Annotated in this window: 22 protein-coding genes and 1 other RNA gene; 17 read left to right on the top strand and 6 right to left on the bottom strand. The window is 39.9% G+C overall.

The annotated features are described in order from the left end of the window. The 4 genes from MTP09_RS07790 to cmk all read right to left on the bottom strand — a co-directional run bounded on the left by MTP09_RS07790 (nt 1) and on the right by cmk (nt 2,061). The gene (locus MTP09_RS07790) at nt 1-498 is read right to left on the bottom strand and encodes a phosphoribosyl-ATP pyrophosphatase (protein WP_243547676.1); all 498 of its coding nucleotides are present in this window, start codon (nt 496-498) and stop codon (nt 1-3) included. 2 nt (nt 499-500) lie between these two features. After that, complete coding sequence (locus MTP09_RS07785) at nt 501-809, bottom strand: phage holin family protein (RefSeq protein WP_243547674.1); 309 nt, start codon at nt 807-809, stop codon at nt 501-503. Nucleotides 810-891: 82 nt separating this feature from the next. Next, nucleotides 892-1,275 carry a YtxH domain-containing protein gene (locus tag MTP09_RS07780; RefSeq protein WP_243547672.1) on the bottom strand — a complete coding sequence of 128 codons (384 nt, stop codon included), beginning with the start codon at nt 1,273-1,275 and terminating at the stop codon, nt 892-894. A gap of 117 nt (nt 1,276-1,392) precedes the next feature. Next, complete coding sequence (gene cmk, locus MTP09_RS07775) at nt 1,393-2,061, bottom strand: (d)CMP kinase (protein ID WP_243547670.1); 669 nt, start codon at nt 2,059-2,061, stop codon at nt 1,393-1,395. 140 nt (nt 2,062-2,201) lie between these two features. Between cmk and MTP09_RS07770 the strand changes: the two genes are divergently transcribed. The 4 genes from MTP09_RS07770 (at nt 2,202) to MTP09_RS07755 (ending at nt 5,718) form a co-directional block, all read left to right on the top strand. Further along, nucleotides 2,202-3,038, top strand: coding sequence for a 1,4-dihydroxy-2-naphthoyl-CoA synthase (locus MTP09_RS07770; protein ID WP_243547668.1), 837 nt, complete (start codon nt 2,202-2,204; stop codon nt 3,036-3,038). Between the two features lie 88 nt (nt 3,039-3,126). Next, nucleotides 3,127-4,056, top strand: coding sequence for a 1,4-dihydroxy-2-naphthoate octaprenyltransferase (gene menA / locus MTP09_RS07765; RefSeq protein ID WP_243547667.1), 930 nt, complete (start codon nt 3,127-3,129; stop codon nt 4,054-4,056). A gap of 214 nt (nt 4,057-4,270) precedes the next feature. After that, nucleotides 4,271-5,026: a Fic family protein gene (locus MTP09_RS07760; protein ID WP_243547665.1), complete on the top strand. Its 756-nt coding sequence runs from the start codon at nt 4,271-4,273 to the stop codon at nt 5,024-5,026. A gap of 11 nt (nt 5,027-5,037) precedes the next feature. Continuing rightward, a complete protein-coding gene (locus tag MTP09_RS07755; protein WP_243547663.1) occupies nt 5,038-5,718 on the top strand; it encodes a metal-dependent hydrolase in 681 nt (226 codons plus the stop codon). A gap of 62 nt (nt 5,719-5,780) precedes the next feature. Here the strand turns inward: MTP09_RS07755 and ffs are convergent. Continuing rightward, nucleotides 5,781-5,878: signal recognition particle sRNA small type (gene ffs, locus MTP09_RS07750), an RNA gene on the bottom strand. A 73-nt stretch (nt 5,879-5,951) separates the two neighbouring features. On the opposite strand from ffs, the gene MTP09_RS07745 reads away from it, so the two are divergent. The 13 genes from MTP09_RS07745 (at nt 5,952) to MTP09_RS07690 (ending at nt 15,283) form a co-directional block, all read left to right on the top strand. Further along, nucleotides 5,952-6,530: a DUF4199 domain-containing protein gene (locus MTP09_RS07745; protein ID WP_243547661.1), complete on the top strand. Its 579-nt coding sequence runs from the start codon at nt 5,952-5,954 to the stop codon at nt 6,528-6,530. A 63-nt stretch (nt 6,531-6,593) separates the two neighbouring features. Further along, the gene (locus tag MTP09_RS14550; RefSeq protein ID WP_396022252.1) at nt 6,594-6,698 is read left to right on the top strand and encodes a DUF6364 family protein; all 105 of its coding nucleotides are present in this window, start codon (nt 6,594-6,596) and stop codon (nt 6,696-6,698) included. Next, nucleotides 6,695-7,654 carry a glycosyltransferase family 2 protein gene (locus tag MTP09_RS07740; RefSeq protein ID WP_243547659.1) on the top strand — a complete coding sequence of 320 codons (960 nt, stop codon included), beginning with the start codon at nt 6,695-6,697 and terminating at the stop codon, nt 7,652-7,654. Before MTP09_RS14550 ends, MTP09_RS07740 begins: the two co-directional genes overlap by 4 nt. Nucleotides 7,655-7,687: 33 nt before the next feature. Next, the gene (locus tag MTP09_RS07735; protein ID WP_243547657.1) at nt 7,688-7,840 is read left to right on the top strand and encodes a hypothetical protein; all 153 of its coding nucleotides are present in this window, start codon (nt 7,688-7,690) and stop codon (nt 7,838-7,840) included. Between the two features lie 2 nt (nt 7,841-7,842). Continuing rightward, a complete protein-coding gene (locus tag MTP09_RS07730; RefSeq protein WP_243547655.1) occupies nt 7,843-8,241 on the top strand; it encodes a type II toxin-antitoxin system VapC family toxin in 399 nt (132 codons plus the stop codon). A gap of 16 nt (nt 8,242-8,257) precedes the next feature. Further along, on the top strand, nt 8,258-8,959 hold the full coding sequence (locus MTP09_RS07725; protein ID WP_243547653.1) for a GIN domain-containing protein: 702 nt from the start codon (nt 8,258-8,260) through the stop codon (nt 8,957-8,959). 129 nt (nt 8,960-9,088) lie between these two features. Then, nucleotides 9,089-10,807, top strand: coding sequence for a phospho-sugar mutase (locus MTP09_RS07720; RefSeq protein ID WP_243547651.1), 1,719 nt, complete (start codon nt 9,089-9,091; stop codon nt 10,805-10,807). A gap of 142 nt (nt 10,808-10,949) precedes the next feature. Continuing rightward, nucleotides 10,950-12,203 carry a pyridoxal phosphate-dependent aminotransferase gene (locus tag MTP09_RS07715; protein WP_243547649.1) on the top strand — a complete coding sequence of 418 codons (1,254 nt, stop codon included), beginning with the start codon at nt 10,950-10,952 and terminating at the stop codon, nt 12,201-12,203. 66 nt (nt 12,204-12,269) lie between these two features. After that, on the top strand, nt 12,270-12,740 hold the full coding sequence (locus MTP09_RS07710; RefSeq protein WP_243547648.1) for an antitoxin Xre-like helix-turn-helix domain-containing protein: 471 nt from the start codon (nt 12,270-12,272) through the stop codon (nt 12,738-12,740). A gap of 9 nt (nt 12,741-12,749) precedes the next feature. Continuing rightward, nucleotides 12,750-13,214: an RES family NAD+ phosphorylase gene (locus MTP09_RS07705; RefSeq protein WP_243547646.1), complete on the top strand. Its 465-nt coding sequence runs from the start codon at nt 12,750-12,752 to the stop codon at nt 13,212-13,214. Between the two features lie 13 nt (nt 13,215-13,227). Next, on the top strand, nt 13,228-13,965 hold the full coding sequence (gene kdsB / locus MTP09_RS07700) for a 3-deoxy-manno-octulosonate cytidylyltransferase (protein WP_243547644.1): 738 nt from the start codon (nt 13,228-13,230) through the stop codon (nt 13,963-13,965). A 75-nt stretch (nt 13,966-14,040) separates the two neighbouring features. Further along, nucleotides 14,041-14,703 (top strand): outer membrane lipoprotein-sorting protein, encoded by a 663-nt coding sequence (locus MTP09_RS07695; RefSeq protein ID WP_243547643.1) that lies wholly within the window; start codon nt 14,041-14,043, stop codon nt 14,701-14,703. Nucleotides 14,704-14,707: 4 nt separating this feature from the next. Next, the gene (locus MTP09_RS07690; protein WP_243547642.1) at nt 14,708-15,283 is read left to right on the top strand and encodes a glutathione peroxidase; all 576 of its coding nucleotides are present in this window, start codon (nt 14,708-14,710) and stop codon (nt 15,281-15,283) included. Nucleotides 15,284-15,340: 57 nt separating this feature from the next. Here the strand turns inward: MTP09_RS07690 and MTP09_RS07685 are convergent, their stop codons facing one another. Continuing rightward, nucleotides 15,341-16,795, bottom strand: a complete 1,455-nt coding sequence (locus MTP09_RS07685; protein WP_243547641.1) for an LptF/LptG family permease — start codon at nt 16,793-16,795, stop codon at nt 15,341-15,343. Nucleotides 16,796-16,815: the final 20 nt, after the last annotated feature.

Genomic DNA, 16,815 nt, shown 5'->3' with positions numbered 1-16,815 from the left:
TTAGATTAGCTGCTCCAAACTCGAAGTGGTTCTGTTTCTCTGATAATTCTCCAATTTTTTTCTGATGTATTTCAATGCGATCGGAGCGAGGTAGATCAACGCAATTCCGATGAGTTTTTTCTTCCAGTTCGAATTGTAGAAATTCTTTTTGGCATAATTCCCGACAAAAGTTACCGCGCCTAATTTCAATGCGTTTTCCACAAGGTTTACGCCTGCGTCGCTTTTTGCGATCCCGTACATTGCATTTCTGCTGAGAATGTTCTCAGTCACCGCGTTAGAAATCTGCTTTACGATTGCGCCCGTGTTGAGCGAAACTTTTCTTTCTCCGTCTTCCGCGGTTTTTTCTTGCAGGAACTGGTCGGTTAAACCATTTGTAAAAGCGCTCAAACTTTCCTTTGTATTTTCAAAGGTGAGCAGGTTCTCCATTTCAGAAACATCTTTCTTCAGCAGTTCCTTTTTTCTGCGCAGTTCTTCCAAGCTGTTGTATTTAGTTCCCATTTTTAATCGTTAAGCATTTTAATAATTTTGTTGGCAACACCATTCTTAATCGAATTTCTCGCCAAGAATACGATGACCAGAATCAAAAGATAAAAACCCGCCATAATCAGCAATCCGTAAGCATAATTGCCAAGATAAGAACCGATCAGTAAACCGAGACCAATGTTCAGGAGAATGATGAAAAATATTCCTGCAATCGAAGCAATTGCCAGGAAAGTAACTGTACCTGCGGTAAGCGACGATTTTTCGGTGGCCTCCATTTTCAACAGATCCAGCCGTTTGGAAGCGTAATCCTTTACAAAGTCAAGCATAATATTTTTTTTAAAGTTACAAAAAAAGGAACTTATGGTTAAAGTCCCTTTTTATTTTTAGTCGAATAAAAACGGATTTCTATTATGATTTAAGTCCGTCCAATTCAGCTTCTACGTCTTTCACAACCTCAGTTGTTTTAGCGATTGCCTGATCTTTGTATTTGTCGTATCCTTCCTTCACTGTGGAAGCTACTTTGTCGGCAGTTTCCTTTACTTGGGAAGTGATGTTGTGATACTGATCTTTTACTTTTTCAGAAACGTCCTGATACTGGGATTTTGCCTTCTCGGAAACTTTTCCGTATTGGTCAACCGCCTGATCTTTTAGGTCGTTGGCTTTGTTTTTAATTTTCTTTCTGGTTTCCTTACCTTCCTCAGGAGCGTAAAGCATTCCCAGAACTACACCTGCTGCAGCACCTGCAAGTAAACCTGCCAAAACTCCTGCTGCGTTGTTTCCTTTTTTAGACATTGTATTTAATTTTAATAGTTAATAAAAATAGTGGATTAGTTTGCTAAAAAACTTTTATTAAAGTTACAATTAATATACCATTCTAAAGAAGCCGGTGTCTTAAATTTATGTTAAAACTCACTTGATATAAGTCAGCATTAAGTCAATCGTCTGTTTTTTGCCGAGCAAGGTGTTGTCGATGAGAATTGCATCATCTGCTTTTCTTAATGGGGCGACTTCACGTTCGCTGTCGATTTTGTCGCGGGAAATCAGGTTGTTGTAAACGGTTTCCAAATCTGTTTTTATACCAAGTCCTTGCAGCTCCAGAAAACGTCGTCTTGCTCGTTCATCCGGACTTGCCGTGAGAAAGAATTTATAATCCGCATTGGGTAAGACTACGGTTCCGATATCTCTTCCGTCGAGGATTACTCCGCCTTTCTCGGCAATTGACCGCTGTGTTTCCATCAAAAAATCGCGGACTTCTTTCTGGGCGGCAATCAAGCTCACATTCTGAGAAACTTCGTTAGTCCTGATTTCTTTTGAAATATCTTTATCATTAAGGAAAAGGATTAACTCGTCATTAATAGTCTTGAATTCGAGTTTGATTTTATCAAGATTATTAATGAGGAAAGATATATTGATTTCCCCATTTTCGTTGGCACAGCAAGTGTTTGCAAAATAGGTGACCCCGCGATAGAGCGCACCGGTATCCATGTGGACGAGTCCAAGTTTCTTGGCGATCACTTTCGAAATCGAACTTTTTCCCGTAGAAGAGTAGCCGTCAACAGCAATTACAGGTTTTCTCATGCTACAAATTTCCTGATTTTTTTTGGAAACTAAAAATTTGACAACGCTTTTGAAACAGTATTTTCAAGTAGTCATCAAAGATAAATTTAGAGGTATTTCCCTCCAAAATCCTTATCTTTACGGCTAAAATTTTAGAAAAAATGGCAGACTGGAAAACCGTAAAAGAATACGAAGATATTACTTATAAGAGATGTGGTTCTGTAGCGAGAATCGCTTTCAACAGGCCAGAAGTGAGGAACGCTTTCCGACCAAAAACAACATCAGAATTATACGACGCTTTTTATCACGTTTCCGAAGATCCTTCAGTGGGAGTGGTTTTATTGACTGGAGAAGGTCCAAGTCCAAAAGATGGCGGTCACGCTTTCTGTAGTGGAGGTGACCAAAAATCACGTGGACATCAAGGTTACGTCGGCGACGACGGAAGACATCGTCTCAATATTCTCGAAGTTCAGCGACTGATCCGTTTTATGCCAAAAGTAGTTATTGCTGTTGTAAATGGTTGGGCAGTAGGAGGGGGTCATTCCCTTCACGTAGTTTGCGATTTGACTTTGGCTTCAGAAGAACACGCGATTTTCAAACAAACCGATGCCGATGTAACGAGTTTTGACGGAGGTTACGGTTCCGCATATCTTGCCAAAATGGTCGGACAGAAGAAAGCTCGGGAAATTTTCTTCCTCGGTAGAAATTATTCCGCAAAAGAAGCAGAAGCAATGGGAATGGTCAATGCCGTGATTCCACATGCTGAACTCGAAGATACCGCTTATCAGTGGGCGCAGGAAATTCTTGGAAAATCTCCGATGTCGATCCGAATGTTGAAATTTGCCATGAACCTTACCGACGACGGGATGGTTGGTCAACAGGTTTTCGCAGGTGAAGCAACCCGACTTGCTTACATGACCGACGAAGCAAAAGAGGGTAGGAACGCATTCCTGGAAAAAAGGAAACCCGATTTTGGCGAAAATAAGTGGATATCTTAAAAGAGACTTGAGATTTGGAGATTTGAGATACGAGATTTTTTTTGTCTCGTGTCTCTAATCTTTAAGTCTCCAATCTAAAAAATTGTTTATGACAGATTGGATTAAAGCAGCACGGTTACGCACTTTACCGCTTTCTATAAGCGGGATCATCATCGGTTCCTTTATCGCGAGATGGCGAATTTTGGAAAATGGCGGAACTTGGGACTGGAAAATATTTGCGATGGCAATCTTGGTGACTTTACTGTACCAGATTCTTTCGAATTTTGCGAACGATTATGGTGACGGAGTTAAGGGAACCGACCAGCTTCGGGTAAATGAAGCCGAACAGAGAGCGGTTGCTTCTGGTAAGATTTCTGCAGGTCAGATGAAGAATGCGGTGATCCTGTTTTCGGTTTTGTCACTGATTGCAACGGTGGCTTTACTTTATCTCGCATTTTTCCGAGATGGTTTAATGAATGAATTTTACACATTTGTCGCTCTTGGAGTTGCCTGCATTTTGGCGGCGATCTGCTACACCGTCGGAAAGAAACCTTATGGATACATTGGTTTGGGAGATTTAATGGTATTCATTTTCTTCGGGCTCGTTTCGGTTTGTGGGAGCTACTTTTTATTCACCAAAACTTTCGACTGGGATGTGCTGATCCCTGCAACTGCGGTTGGAATGATGAGTGCTGCGGTTCTCAATTTGAACAATATGCGTGATATTGAAAGTGATGCGGCGAGCGGAAAAAAAACTTTGGCGCTGCGACTCGGTTTTAAAATGGCGATGGTTTACGAAATCATCCTTTTGATGCTTCCATTGATTTTGATTTTGGTTTTCTTAGGAGTTAATGGATTCATCAAAGAAGGAAAATATTATCCTTTCATTGTGATGATTTTGCTTTTTCCAATGACTGCTTTAAGACGAAAAATCATGGCGGTAAAAGAGCCGCGCGAACTCGACCCATTCCTAAAGCAAGTGGGAATTATGACTCTGATGATGGCGGTTTTGTTGGCTTTTGGGTTGAATTATTTTTAAATAACTATGTCAAAATTCCCTAAAATATTAGCAATTTTATCAATATTAACATTTTTGGGTTTGTATTTAATTATCAAAACTAAATTTCAATCTAATACTTTAATACAAATATTTCAGATACTTTTAACTTTATATTGCTGTTATTTAGTAATTTATTATAATTTCTTTTTTGAACCGCAGGTTATAGAAGAATCTGTGAACCAATAAATTAATAATGCGCCTCTCCGAAAAACCTTTATTCAAAGAATATTTAGAAATTTGGCAAAATTCATTACCTGAAATTTTGTCTAAATATCAGTTTGCTAAAACCAAAGCAGGAGAAGAGTATCAAATACAGAGTTCTGCGGTTTTTTCTTCTAATATTGAAGGAAACACTTTGGATTTGAATTCGTATATGAACGCCAAACTTTCAAAGGAAATTTTCGGGAAAAGAAAGGAAATTCAGGAGATTGATGATTTGGTGGATGCTTACGAATTTGCGAAGAAGCATGATTTAAACGAGAAGAATTTTCTGAAATCCCACGAAATTCTTTCAAAAGAATTGTTGATAAAGAGTTTACGCGGAAAATACAGGAGTGATAAAGTCGGTGTTTTCGGTTCGGAAGGTTTGGTTTATTTGGCTGTGGAAGCGGAGTTTGTAAAGAACGAAATGCAGAAATTATTTGCTGACATTCAGGAACTTCTTAAAACTGAAATCAATGTAGCAGGAGTTTTTTATTTTGCCTCGTTAATTCATCTGAGATTTGCCCACATTCATCCGTTTCGCGATGGGAACGGAAGAGCAGGAAGACTTTTGGAAAAATGGTTTCTTGCGATGAAGTCAGGCGAAAAATTCTGGCAGATTCCATCTGAAAAATATTACAGAAATCATCAAGCAGTATACTATCAAAACATCAGTCTCGGCTTTGATTATTATGCTTTAGATTACTCCCAATCATTGCCTTTTTTAGAAATGTTACCTAAATCTTAATCCAATAAAAAATGAAAATAAAATTCCTCGGGCAGAACTGTTTTCTGTTCACCTACAATGGCAAAAATATTTTAAGCGATCCTTTCTACAATTTCCAGAAGGAGCAGACAGGGTTCGATATTGCGGCGCAATCGATTGATTATGTGCTGATCACTCATGCGCACGGCGACCACACTGCAGATGTGCGTGAAGTTTTGGAACACCATCCGAATGCTGCAGTTATCGGGCAACCTGAAATTTGTGGCTATTTTGGGCATCCAAACTCTATCGACATCAACTTCGGCGGATCTGCAAAATTCGACGACATGAAGATTTCAATGGTTCCCGCGTCGCACACCTCAAGCTTTCCTGATGGAACTTACGGCGGTTTGGCTGCAGGTTATATGTTCAGGTTCCAGGGGAAAAATGTTTATTTCTCAGGAGATACCGGTGTAATGGCGGATATGGCTTATTTCCCGCAACTCTTCGGAGAAATCACTGCTGCAATTCTTCCCGTTGGTTCGCATTACACGATGTGTGCGAGAAAAGCCAGTTTCGCTGCTTCCGAGCTGTTGAAAACAAAACGCGTGATCGGTTGCCATTTCGACACCTTTCCGCCAATAAAGATCAACCACGAAGAAGCGCACCGACTTTTTGCAGAAAAAAACATCGATTTTACGCTGCCGAAATTGGGAGAAGAGTTTGAAGTTTGATCGGGAAAGATTCAGTAACAAAAAAAGAGCGTAATCAAATTACCTCCCATTTATAAAAAGAAAAATGGCAAGCTACCTAAATCACACCGCTACAACCGATTACCTTTGCTGCGTTCCCACCCTGGAGGATTTTCAGGAGCTGGTTGTTTAGGACTTGCCGCTGCAAAGATACGGCTTTAAATTAAAATTCAAAATTCGGTAAATCAAAAAATAAAAATTATTAAATATTAAGGATGGCAAAAAATGTATATGCAGTTGGTTTTGCGCTGTTTATCGCGACGATGGTTCTTTTCTTTGGGCTGTATTTTTTTGGAATGAATGTGGACTATTTCAACAACTCGCTGCTCATGAACGCCTTTTTGCTCCCCGTACTGTATTTGGCGGGAGCTTACGTTTCCGTTAACTCATTAAGAAAAGAGGGGGTGAAAATAGGATTTCGCGATGCGTTCGGACGAGCGTTCAAGCCGATGTTTGTAGGAGGATTACTTTCCGTTCTCTCGATTTTTGCGTTCCTGAATTTCATGGATAAAGATGCGAAAGACCTCCTCAACTTCCAATATATCGAAAGACAGAAAACCGAACTGAAGAACGAATACCAAAAAGCCCGTCTCCATTTGACGACCGACGAAGAGAAAGCCGAACTCGATCAAAATTATAAAAACCGCCTCCAAAGTTTCTCGCCCGAAATGGTGAAGGACAAGGACATGTTTTCGTTCCGACAGTTCACGTATTATTTTGCGGCGATATTGGTTTTCTATGTGATTTTATCGACTTTTTTCGGAAGCTTTTTCAGGTCTCGAAGCGAAATGTAGATCGATATTTGTATTTTTGAAAAAGAAAGCAAGATTGACATTAAATATTGAAAAAAAACTGTTCTGCAAATAAAGCAATATGCTAAAATGAACAAAACACCGGTTTCAAAAATTGTTGAAGAATTTCTCCGCAATATTGATGAACCCCAAAAAAATCTTAAACATTGAATAATCCAAACTTATCCATAATCATCCCGCTGCTCAACGAAGAAGAATCGTTGGAAGAGCTTTTTGCGAGGATTGACAAAGTGTGCAAAACCAACAATCTTTCCTACGAAGTTTGGTTTGTTGACGACGGCAGCACCGATCTTTCGTGGAGCATTATTGAGAATATGAAAGTTCAGCATCCGCAGATTCACGGGATCAAATTTTCGCGAAACTATGGAAAATCTCAGGCGCTTCACGCAGCGTTCGAAAGAGCAAACGGCGACGTTGTGATCACGATGGATGCCGATTTGCAGGACTTTCCCGAAGAAATTCCAGAGCTGTATGCGATGGTGAAGAACGAAAATTACGACATCGTTTCAGGATGGAAGAAAAAACGGTACGACAATGTGATGACCAAAAATCTTCCGTCGAAACTATTCAATTCAGCGGCGAGAAAGGTTTCGGGAGTTTCGCTCCACGATTTCAACTGCGGATTGAAGGCGTATAAAAAACAGGTGGTGAAATCCATCGACGTGTATGGCGATATGCACCGCTACATTCCTGTTTTGGCTGCAAATGCGGGATTCAGAAGGATTACCGAGAAACCTGTGCAACATCAGGCGCGACCATACGGAAGCTCAAAATTCGGAACCGAAAGATTTGTTCGCGGATTCCTCGATTTGGTCACACTTTGGTTTGTGAGCCGTTTCGGAGGGAGACCGATGCACTTTTTCGGAGCAGTGGGAACTTTGATGTTCATCATCGGTTTTCTGTCGGCGCTTTGGTTGGGAATTTCAAAGCTGATCGACGTTTCCAAAGGAATTTACGGACATCTCATCACTAATAATCCTTGGTTTTTTATCGCTTTGACGATGATGATTTTGGGTACCTTGCTTTTCATCGCTGGATTTTTGGGAGAGATGATTATCCGAACCAACCGCAGACACGAGAACTACCATATCGAGGAAGTGATTTAATTTCGTAATTTTGTTTGTAATAAAATTCAAAAAATGGAAACTAAAGATAAAAAATCAAAAAAAGCTACAAAAAAAGTAGTGAAAACTGCTGAGGAAACTCCAAAAAAGATTTCTAAAACTGGCTTGGCAATGAGGAGGTTCAAGGGAGTTTTAGAAATCGTTGATATGAAGGCAGTTTTGAGGTAACTATGCGTTATCTTTTAGATATTCTTAGTGACGATAAGGATAATATTTCATTGGATGTGCAAGAAATCATTGATGATTTTTCTAATTCGTTATATGTGAGTTCTTTAAGTATTATTGAACTTGTTTTTTTACTCCAAAATGGAAAAATAAAAACTAAATATAATGATCCGGAAATTCTCATTCGAAGCATTAATGAAGATTTTTATATTGAAACGCTTCATACAAAAGACTCTCATTTAAAATTCTATTGTTCTTTTCAAAAAGTCGGCAACCACAAAGACCAAATCGACCATTTCATTATTTCCCAAGCCATTTGCGAAGGAATGCCGCTCGTAAGTTCCGACAGAAAATTTAGAGAATACACTTCGCAGAAACTTGATTTTATTTTTAATAAAAGATGATCCTATTTAATTTGAAATGAAAAACGTCTCGCTTCTTTTTCTTCTGTTCATCATCGTTTCCTGCGGAAAAATTTCTCCGAAAGGTAAAATTGAAAGCAAGGATATTTCGGTCGAAGATTTCGTTGGAATTAATTTGAAGGGCAAATTCAGAGTGTTTTATGTGAACGGTCCCAAAAGTTTTGTGAATGTCGAAACCTACCCAAATATTTCGGGGAACCTTAAAATCAAAGTAAAAGACAAAGCTTTAACCATCGAAGAGAAGCGCGAAACTCGGGGTGTCGATTTCTACAACATCACTGTTTATTCCAAATATCAACCTGAAAGAATTTCTATTTCCGATTCTGTGGAAATGAATGTTTCAAGCGAAATAAAGACCGACAATCTGAAGCTTAACTTGAAAAATAACAGTAAATTTATAGGTTCGATTAATACGAGAAGAGCAGAAGTGGAAATGACAAATACCAGTCGCGCCAATTTCAGTGGAAAAACAAAGGACGCGGTATTGAAAATTTCAGATACCGCAAATGTAATCGCTCCTTATTGGATGATTACCAATCTGAAAATTGATGCCAAGAACGGAAGTTATGCGGAAGTCAACGTCAAAGATTCAATAAAAGGTAATATTGGAAATACTTCGAAATTTCTTTACTACAATGATCCGATCCGTGCCTTCAAAATTGATAAAGCGGCGAATGTGCAGAACCGACCATTAGAATAGTTTGAATTCGTTAGACATTGTTTGATCGTTTGATATTGTTCAAGCCAAGTCAAACAACATCAAACAACATCAAATAACCTCAAACAACCTCAAATCAAATAACATCAAAAAAAGTAAACAACATAACAAATGACAACTTTAGAAAAAGCAAAGCTCTGGCTTACAGACATTTTCGACGAAGAAACGAGAAACGCAGTTGAAACGCTCATCAATTCACAATCTCCAGATTTGGAGGATTCCTTTTACCGTGAACTCGAATTCGGTACCGGTGGAATGCGCGGAATCATGGGTGTTGGAACCAACCGTTTGAACAAATATACTTTGGGACAGGCAACACAAGGTTTGGCAAACTACCTTCATCAGCAGTTTCCAGGAGAAAAAATCAAAGTTGCGATTGCTTACGACGTGAGAAACAATTCCAAAGAGTTCGGAAAACTTGTTGCGGATGTGCTTACTGCAAACGGAATTAACGTTTTGCTATTCAAAAACCATCGGCCGACTCCAGAACTTTCTTTTACCGTTCGCGACAAAAAATGTAACGCGGGAATCGTTTTGACGGCATCACACAATCCGCCTGAATACAACGGCTACAAAGTGTATTGGAACGATGGCGCACAGATTGTTCCGCCCAATGACGAAGAAATTATTAAGGAAGTTTATTCCGTAAAATTCGACGAAATCAAATTCAACGGAAACGATGAATTAATCGAGTGGATCGGCGAAGAACAGGACGACGTGTATATCGATGCCTGTATCGAAAATTCTCTTTATCAAAAGGATAAAGTGGGTTACGACAATTTGAATATTGTTTTCACTTCCATTCACGGAACGACTTATACAACAGTTCCGAAAGCTTTGGAAAAGGCGGGTTTCAAAAAAATTGATTTGGTAAGGGAACAGATGATTCCGAGCGGAAACTTCCCGACGGTGGAAAGTCCGAATCCGGAAGAACCTGCCGCTTTGGAAATGGCGCTCGATTTGGCGAGGATTACCAATGGCGACATCGTTATCGGAACCGATCCTGATGGTGACCGATTGGGAATCGCGGTAAGAAACCTGGATGGAGAAATGCAGCTCCTGAACGGAAACCAAACCAACACGATCCTCACTTACTACATTCTCGACCAATGGAAAAAGTCAGGAAAAATTACAGGCAAGGAATTCATCGGTTCGACCATTGTGACTTCGGATATCTTTTTCGATATCGCCGAAAAATTCGGGGTGGACTGCAAAGTGGGATTAACCGGTTTCAAATGGATCGGTAAAATGATCCGCGAAAATGAAGGCAAAGAAAAGTTTGTTTGCGGCGGTGAGGAATCGTTCGGATTTATGACAGGAGATTTCGTGCGCGACAAGGATTCCTGCGGTTCTATTCTCCTGGCTTGCGAAATTGCAGCTTGGTGTAAAGCCAACGGAAGTTCGATGTTTAAATATATGATCGACATTTACAAAGATCTGGGAATGTATTATGAAGGTTTGATCAACGTCGTGAGAAAAGGCAGGGAAGGAGCAGAACAGATTCATCAGATGATGAAGGATTTCCGTGAGAACCCGCCGAAAGAAATCGCTGGAAGCTTAGTGGAGGAAATCAAGGATTTCAAGGAACAGACCTGCATCACTGTTTCTAAAAACGAGAAGAAAGTGATGGACGGAATCCCAAAATCCAACGTGCTCATTTATTATACTCAAGACGGAACCAAGGTTTGCGTGCGACCATCGGGAACCGAACCGAAAATTAAATTCTACGTTTCTGTGAAGGATCAGATTTCTTCGGAGCAGGATTTCAAAGACAAACTGGTGACACTCAACGATAAGATTGAAAGGGTGAAAACCGATTTGAATCTTTAAGGAATTTTAATGGGAAATATTTCAACTTTGCCCGGGTTTATTCTGGGCAAAGTTTTTTATTTTTCGTATTTTTGAGAGATTTATAGAAAGACAAATGGTGGACTTTTTCGTTCATTTTAGATATATAAAAAAGTAAATAATAGTGAAAGTATCCAAACTCGCCGCAAACCTTATCGGCTCAGAAATTGTAAAAATCGGCAACGAAGTAAACGATATGAAGGCAAAAGGTGCCGAAATTGCAAACCTCACCATTGGTGACCTCAATTCCAACCTTTATCCGATTCCTATTCGATTGAAGGAGGAAATCAACAAAGCATATCAAAACAATCTCACGAATTATCCACCAGCAAACGGACTTCTGTCTTTACGGAAAGCGGTTTCAAATGATTTGAAGAACCGTTGGAATCTGGATTATTCTACCGATGAAATCTTAGTTACTGGCGGATCAAGACCTTTAATTTATGCGACCTACAAAGTGATCGTTGACGAAGGCGATAAGGTGATTTATCCGATTCCGTCCTGGAACAACAACCATTACGCATATTTGACGAATGCTCAAAAAATTGAGGTTGAAACATCACAGTCAAATAATTTTTTGCCGACAGCAGAAGATTTAAAACCCCATCTGAAAGGAGCGGTTTTACTGGCGCTTTGTTCGCCGCTTAATCCAACCGGAACAATGTTTACCAAAGAACAACTTACTGCAATCTGCGAGTTGGTTTTAGAAGAAAATAAAAGTCGTGGCGAGGATGAAAAACCGCTATACATTATGTATGACCAAATTTATGCGATGCTTACTTTCGGTGAGGAACATTTTAATCCTGTTTCGCTTTTCCCTGAACTTCGGGATTACACCATTTTCATTGACGGGACCTCGAAATGTTTTGCTGCGACCGGAATCAGGGTTGGTTGGAGTTTCGGACCGAAACTGATTTTAGACAAAATGAAATCTTTGCTCACGCACGTCGGAGCTTGGGCGCCAAAACCTGAGCAGGAAGCAGTTTCCGTTTTCCTGGGCGAAACTGGGAATGTCAATGATTTTGTGGACGATTTCAAAGGGAAAATTTCAGAAAGTTTGAAATATCTTCATTCCGCAGTTCAGAATATGAAAACTCGAGGCTTTGAAGTTGAGAGCATTCAACCGATGGGAGCGCTTTATCTGACCATCAAACTCGATTATATCGGTAAAACAAAACCTGACGGAAATGTAATAGCGGATTCATCGGATTTGGTTTTCTACCTTATTAACGAAGCGGGAGTTGCACTTGTTCCGTTTTCAGCATTTGGAAACTCTCGGTCGATGCCTTGGTTTAGAGCATCTGCAGGAGGTTTGTCATTAGACGAAATAAAGCAAATGCTTCCAAGATTGGAGGAAGCTTTGACAAAGTTGAAATAAAATTGGAAAAAGTTGGAAAAAATTCGCTTGCTCTAAGGAAAAATTTCTATCTTTGGGAAAAGGAAAATGATGAGCAAGAAATATAAAACGATAGACCAGGAATCTACTGTAGTTTCAGAAGCTGCAGTTGCATACGGAAATACCTATTTCAGATATTTTATTCCAAAAGATGATTACCACTTAGTGAAACTCGCGCAAAGCGGTGTCAATACTGATGTTTTCTACAGTTTTTCGGATTCCATCGATATGCCCGAGAAAGTTCTCGCTGCGATGATCAATCTTTCCGCAAGAACCATCAGCAATTACCGCGACCAAAATAAAACTTTGGAGCCGAACTACAGTGAGCACCTTCTGAAGTTGATTTCTTTGTATGAATTAGGCAAGGAATATCTCGGCAATGTCGATGAATTCAGCAAATGGCTTGATCAGCCGATGTGGGGTTCAGCCGAGAAACCTTCAGATTTCCTAAATACTTCGGGTGGTGTTGATCTGATTATTGCCCGCCTCGAAAGAATGGCGCAAGGTTATCCGATTTAGTTTCCTAAGATGCTTGTTTTCAGGATTGCACACGAGAAATATGCAAACTCACTTTCCGTGAGCGGTTTTGCAGGAAGATGGAATTCTGCTGGAAAACTGGTGCTTTACACCACCGAAAATGTTTCTCTGGCTTTGTTGGAAAATATGATGTACCGTGTCGGAACGGGCTTTAACAATGAATACAAAATAATGGTCATCTATTATCCCAACGAAAATTTGGAACAGATCATTACTTCAGATTTGCCTGAAAAGTGGCGGGATACTCAAAGTTATTCGGAACTTCAGGAAATGGGAGATCTCTGGTACGACGAGCAAAAAAGTTTGTGCTTGAAGGTTCCTTCATCGATTGTTCCCGGAAATCATAATTTGATTTTTAATACGACACATCCTGAATTTAAGAATGTAAAGTTGGTCGATGTCCTTCCGTACGAACCCGACGAAAGAATTGAAAAGCTTCTGAAAAAATATAAATAACAATCTAACTTCAATGAAAATAATTGCCGTAATTCCTGCAAGATACGAAGCGTCACGATTTCCTGGGAAACTGATGCAGCTTTTGGGTGATAAAACCGTGATTGCGACCACTTACCAGAATGTTGTGGAAACCCGACTTTTCGATGAAGTTTTTGTAGCGACGGATTCCGAGATTATTTTCAACGAAATTGTTGGAATCGGTGGAAAAGCTGTAATGACGGGACATCACGAAACAGGAAGCGACCGAATTGCCGAAGCTGTTCATCAAATTGACTGCGATATCGTGATCAATGTGCAAGGCGACGAACCGTTTCTGAAGACTGAACCTTTACAACAGCTGATCCAGGTTTTTTATCATGACGATAAAAAGGAAATTTCTTTAGCTTCATTAAAAATAAAGCTACACGAAAAGGATGATATCGAGAATCCGAATAACGTGAAAGTGATTACCGATTTGCAGGGTTTCGCCCTTTATTTCAGCCGATCTGTGATTCCTTATCATAGGGAAAAGTCGATTGATGAAGAATATTTCAAACATATCGGCGTTTATGCTTTCAGAAAGGAAGCGTTGCTAAAATTTTCAAAACTGGAAATGACGCCATTAGAAAAACTAGAGAAAATAGAGTGCATCCGCTATCTTGAAAACGGTATGAAAATCAAAATGATCGAGACCGACTTTATCGGCGTGGGAATCGATGTTCCTGAAGATCTGGATAAAGCCCGTGAAATTTTGAACCGTCAAAACCGTTAAAGTATGGTAAAATGTGAGCGAAATCATCTTCGTTTCTCATCAAAAATTTTACCTTTGGACTTCTAAAATGACTTAATGAAAAAGATACTTTTAATTGTAACCCTTATATTTTCACATTTCATCAACGCACAAACCGCGAAGGAAATCATCGATAAAAATATCGAGCTTTCTGGCGGACTAACCAATTGGAAACTCCTGAATTCGGTTGTTTTGCAGGGTAAGGTGATTTTGGGAATCAATGACGAATATCCGGTGAAGATTTACCAGCAAAGACCAAACCTAACCAAAACTGTGATTACCATTGGGAAAAAGGAAACCGCGATTGAAGGTTACGACGGAACGAAAGGTTACGCGATGAACTACGCCACCAACAAGGTTCAGGAATACCCGAATTATGTTGCAGAAAATTTCGACAACGACTTTATCGACTGGGAAAGTAAAGGTTTCGAAGCCAAATATTTAGGCAAAGAAAAACTCGGCGATATTTACTGCCACAAAGTGGAGCTGACCAAAAACGTGAACAAAACGCTGTATTATTTTGACACGAAAGACTATATGCTTTTAAGGGAAACAAAAAAGGAGGAAACGCTGAACTATTCCGATTATAAGAAAGTTGGCGGATTACTTTTACCTTTCAGAATCGAGTCTTCAAGTCCAAAAAAAGAGAGCGATTATGTGATGATCATCAATAGAATCGAAACCAACAAAGTTTTCCCGGCGAATACTTTTAAATTTTAACAAAATGAAACGCATTTTCATTATCATCTTGTCGGTCGCCGCTTTTATGCAGAATTGCGGAAATCAGAAGACTGAAATTTCTAAAGAAAAAACTCAACAGCTTATGGGAAAGACGATTTATGACTACAAAGTGGAATCTTTGGATGGCGGCGAAATAAACTTTGCCGATTTCAAAGGAAAGAAAATCCTGATTGTGAACACTGCTTCGGAATGTGGTTTCACCCCGCAGTATGCTGATCTGGAACAGCTTTCTAAGGATTATAAAGACAAACTCGTGGTGGTGGGATTCCCTGCCAATAATTTCGGAGCGCAGGAACCTGGAACCAATGCCGAGATCGGCGCTTTCTGCCAAAAAAATTATGGCGTGACTTTTCCGATGGCTGCAAAAGTTTCTGTAAAAGGAGACGATACCGCACCCATTTTCAAATACCTTACTGAGAAGGATTTGAATGGCGTGAAAAACACCAGTATTCTCTGGAACTTTACTAAATTTCTGGTCGATGAAAACGGTAAACTGATCGATACTTTCATCAGTACCACAAAACCTACAAGTTCATCGATTACGAAATATCTTAAATGATTTTCGCCTCGATCATCAAAAAAAGTGTACTGAAATCCACAGTAAACTTTTTTGTTTTTATCGGTATCTCGAGTGTTCCTTATTCTTGCTGAACTTCTCGATAATCGGCTTGAACAGCGCTTTGTATTTTTCGATATCGAACACCTGCGAATCGGTGAGCGCTTTGTAGGTGAGCCAAACTCCGAACGGGAACAGCACCAAATTTGGAAGCCAAGCCGCGAGATAAGGATCCATTTTTCCAGCCCACGCTAAGTTTTCGACCGAGAGATTCAGAACATAAAAAATAATGAAAATCACGATCGCGATTACCACGGGAAGTCCGATTCCTCCCTTTCTGATGATGGAACCGAGACTGGAACCGATCAAAAAGAAAATTAGGCAGGTTACCGAATAGGCAAAAATCCTTTGCTGATAAAGCACTACACGTGAAAAATACGCGTGCAAATCCTTGATCTGCTCCTGCTTGAAATTGTTGCCCTGCTTCAAAGTTTCAATTTTGTTGTAGGCGGAGAAGAGCATTTCGTGCTTTTTCTGGACTTTGACGGTATCGGTTTTGGGTAAAGGAACTGGTGCCGCTTTCGGCTTCGTTTTGTCGATATAGGTAACGTAGGAATTGGTTTGCGTAATCAGTTCGTCGTTAATATTTGTAAAAATCCGCTCGTTGTCTTTCTTGGTTGTTGCGATGGTTTTGTTGAGTTCAAGGAAGTTTTGGAAAGAGTAATCGTCGGTAATTTTTTCCTGCTCGATTGCTTTGTTGATGATTTCTGAAATATTGAAATGCGAAACCAGCGTGTCGAACTTAATCTGTTGATCGGGCTGTTTCAACCTTTGCGGGTAATCCATACTCGAAAGCTGGTCTTCGAAAATATGGCCATTAAACAAGACCAATTTCAGGTAATTGGGATTTGCAGCCGGAACGAATTTGCCTTTCTGTGCAACGATGGATTGCTGGTCTTCAAAAGAATTCGCCATTCTGTGGATGAAGACTCCTTCCAAATTTTCGCCGTTTTCTCCAGTGATTTTATCAAATTTCACGGTGTATCCCGGAATTTGTTGGATGAACTGACCGGGAGTGAAATTCAACGCGGGTTTGGTTGCGGCAATATTGTACAGCATATTTTTCGCCTTCCGCTGAAAATCGGGGATCACATTATTCGAAAAGAAAAAGAGCAGTATCGAAAATCCGACCGTTACGATGAAAAGTGGCGTCATCACTCTCGTCAAAGAAATTCCTGCCGCCTTCATTGCAGCAAGTTCGTACCGTTCCCCAAAATCCCCGAAAGTCATAATCGAAGAAAGCAGAATGGTGAGCGGAAGCACGAACTGGACGACGATCGCAGAAAGATAGGAGAGGAGTTTCAGGATTTCCCAGTAACTCAAACCTTTTCCTGTGAACTGCGCCAAACGGATCCAGATAATGTTTACCACAAAGATGAAAAACAGTACGCTGAAAATAAAAAGAAACGGACCGAAGAAAGTTTTAATTACGTATCCGTCGAGTTTTTTTAACATGGGTCAAATTTAACAAAAAA

Source organism: Chryseobacterium suipulveris, from assembly GCF_022811685.1.
Lineage (GTDB): Bacteria > Bacteroidota > Bacteroidia > Flavobacteriales > Weeksellaceae > Kaistella > Kaistella suipulveris.
This window is presented reverse-complemented; position numbering and strand designations above follow the sequence as displayed.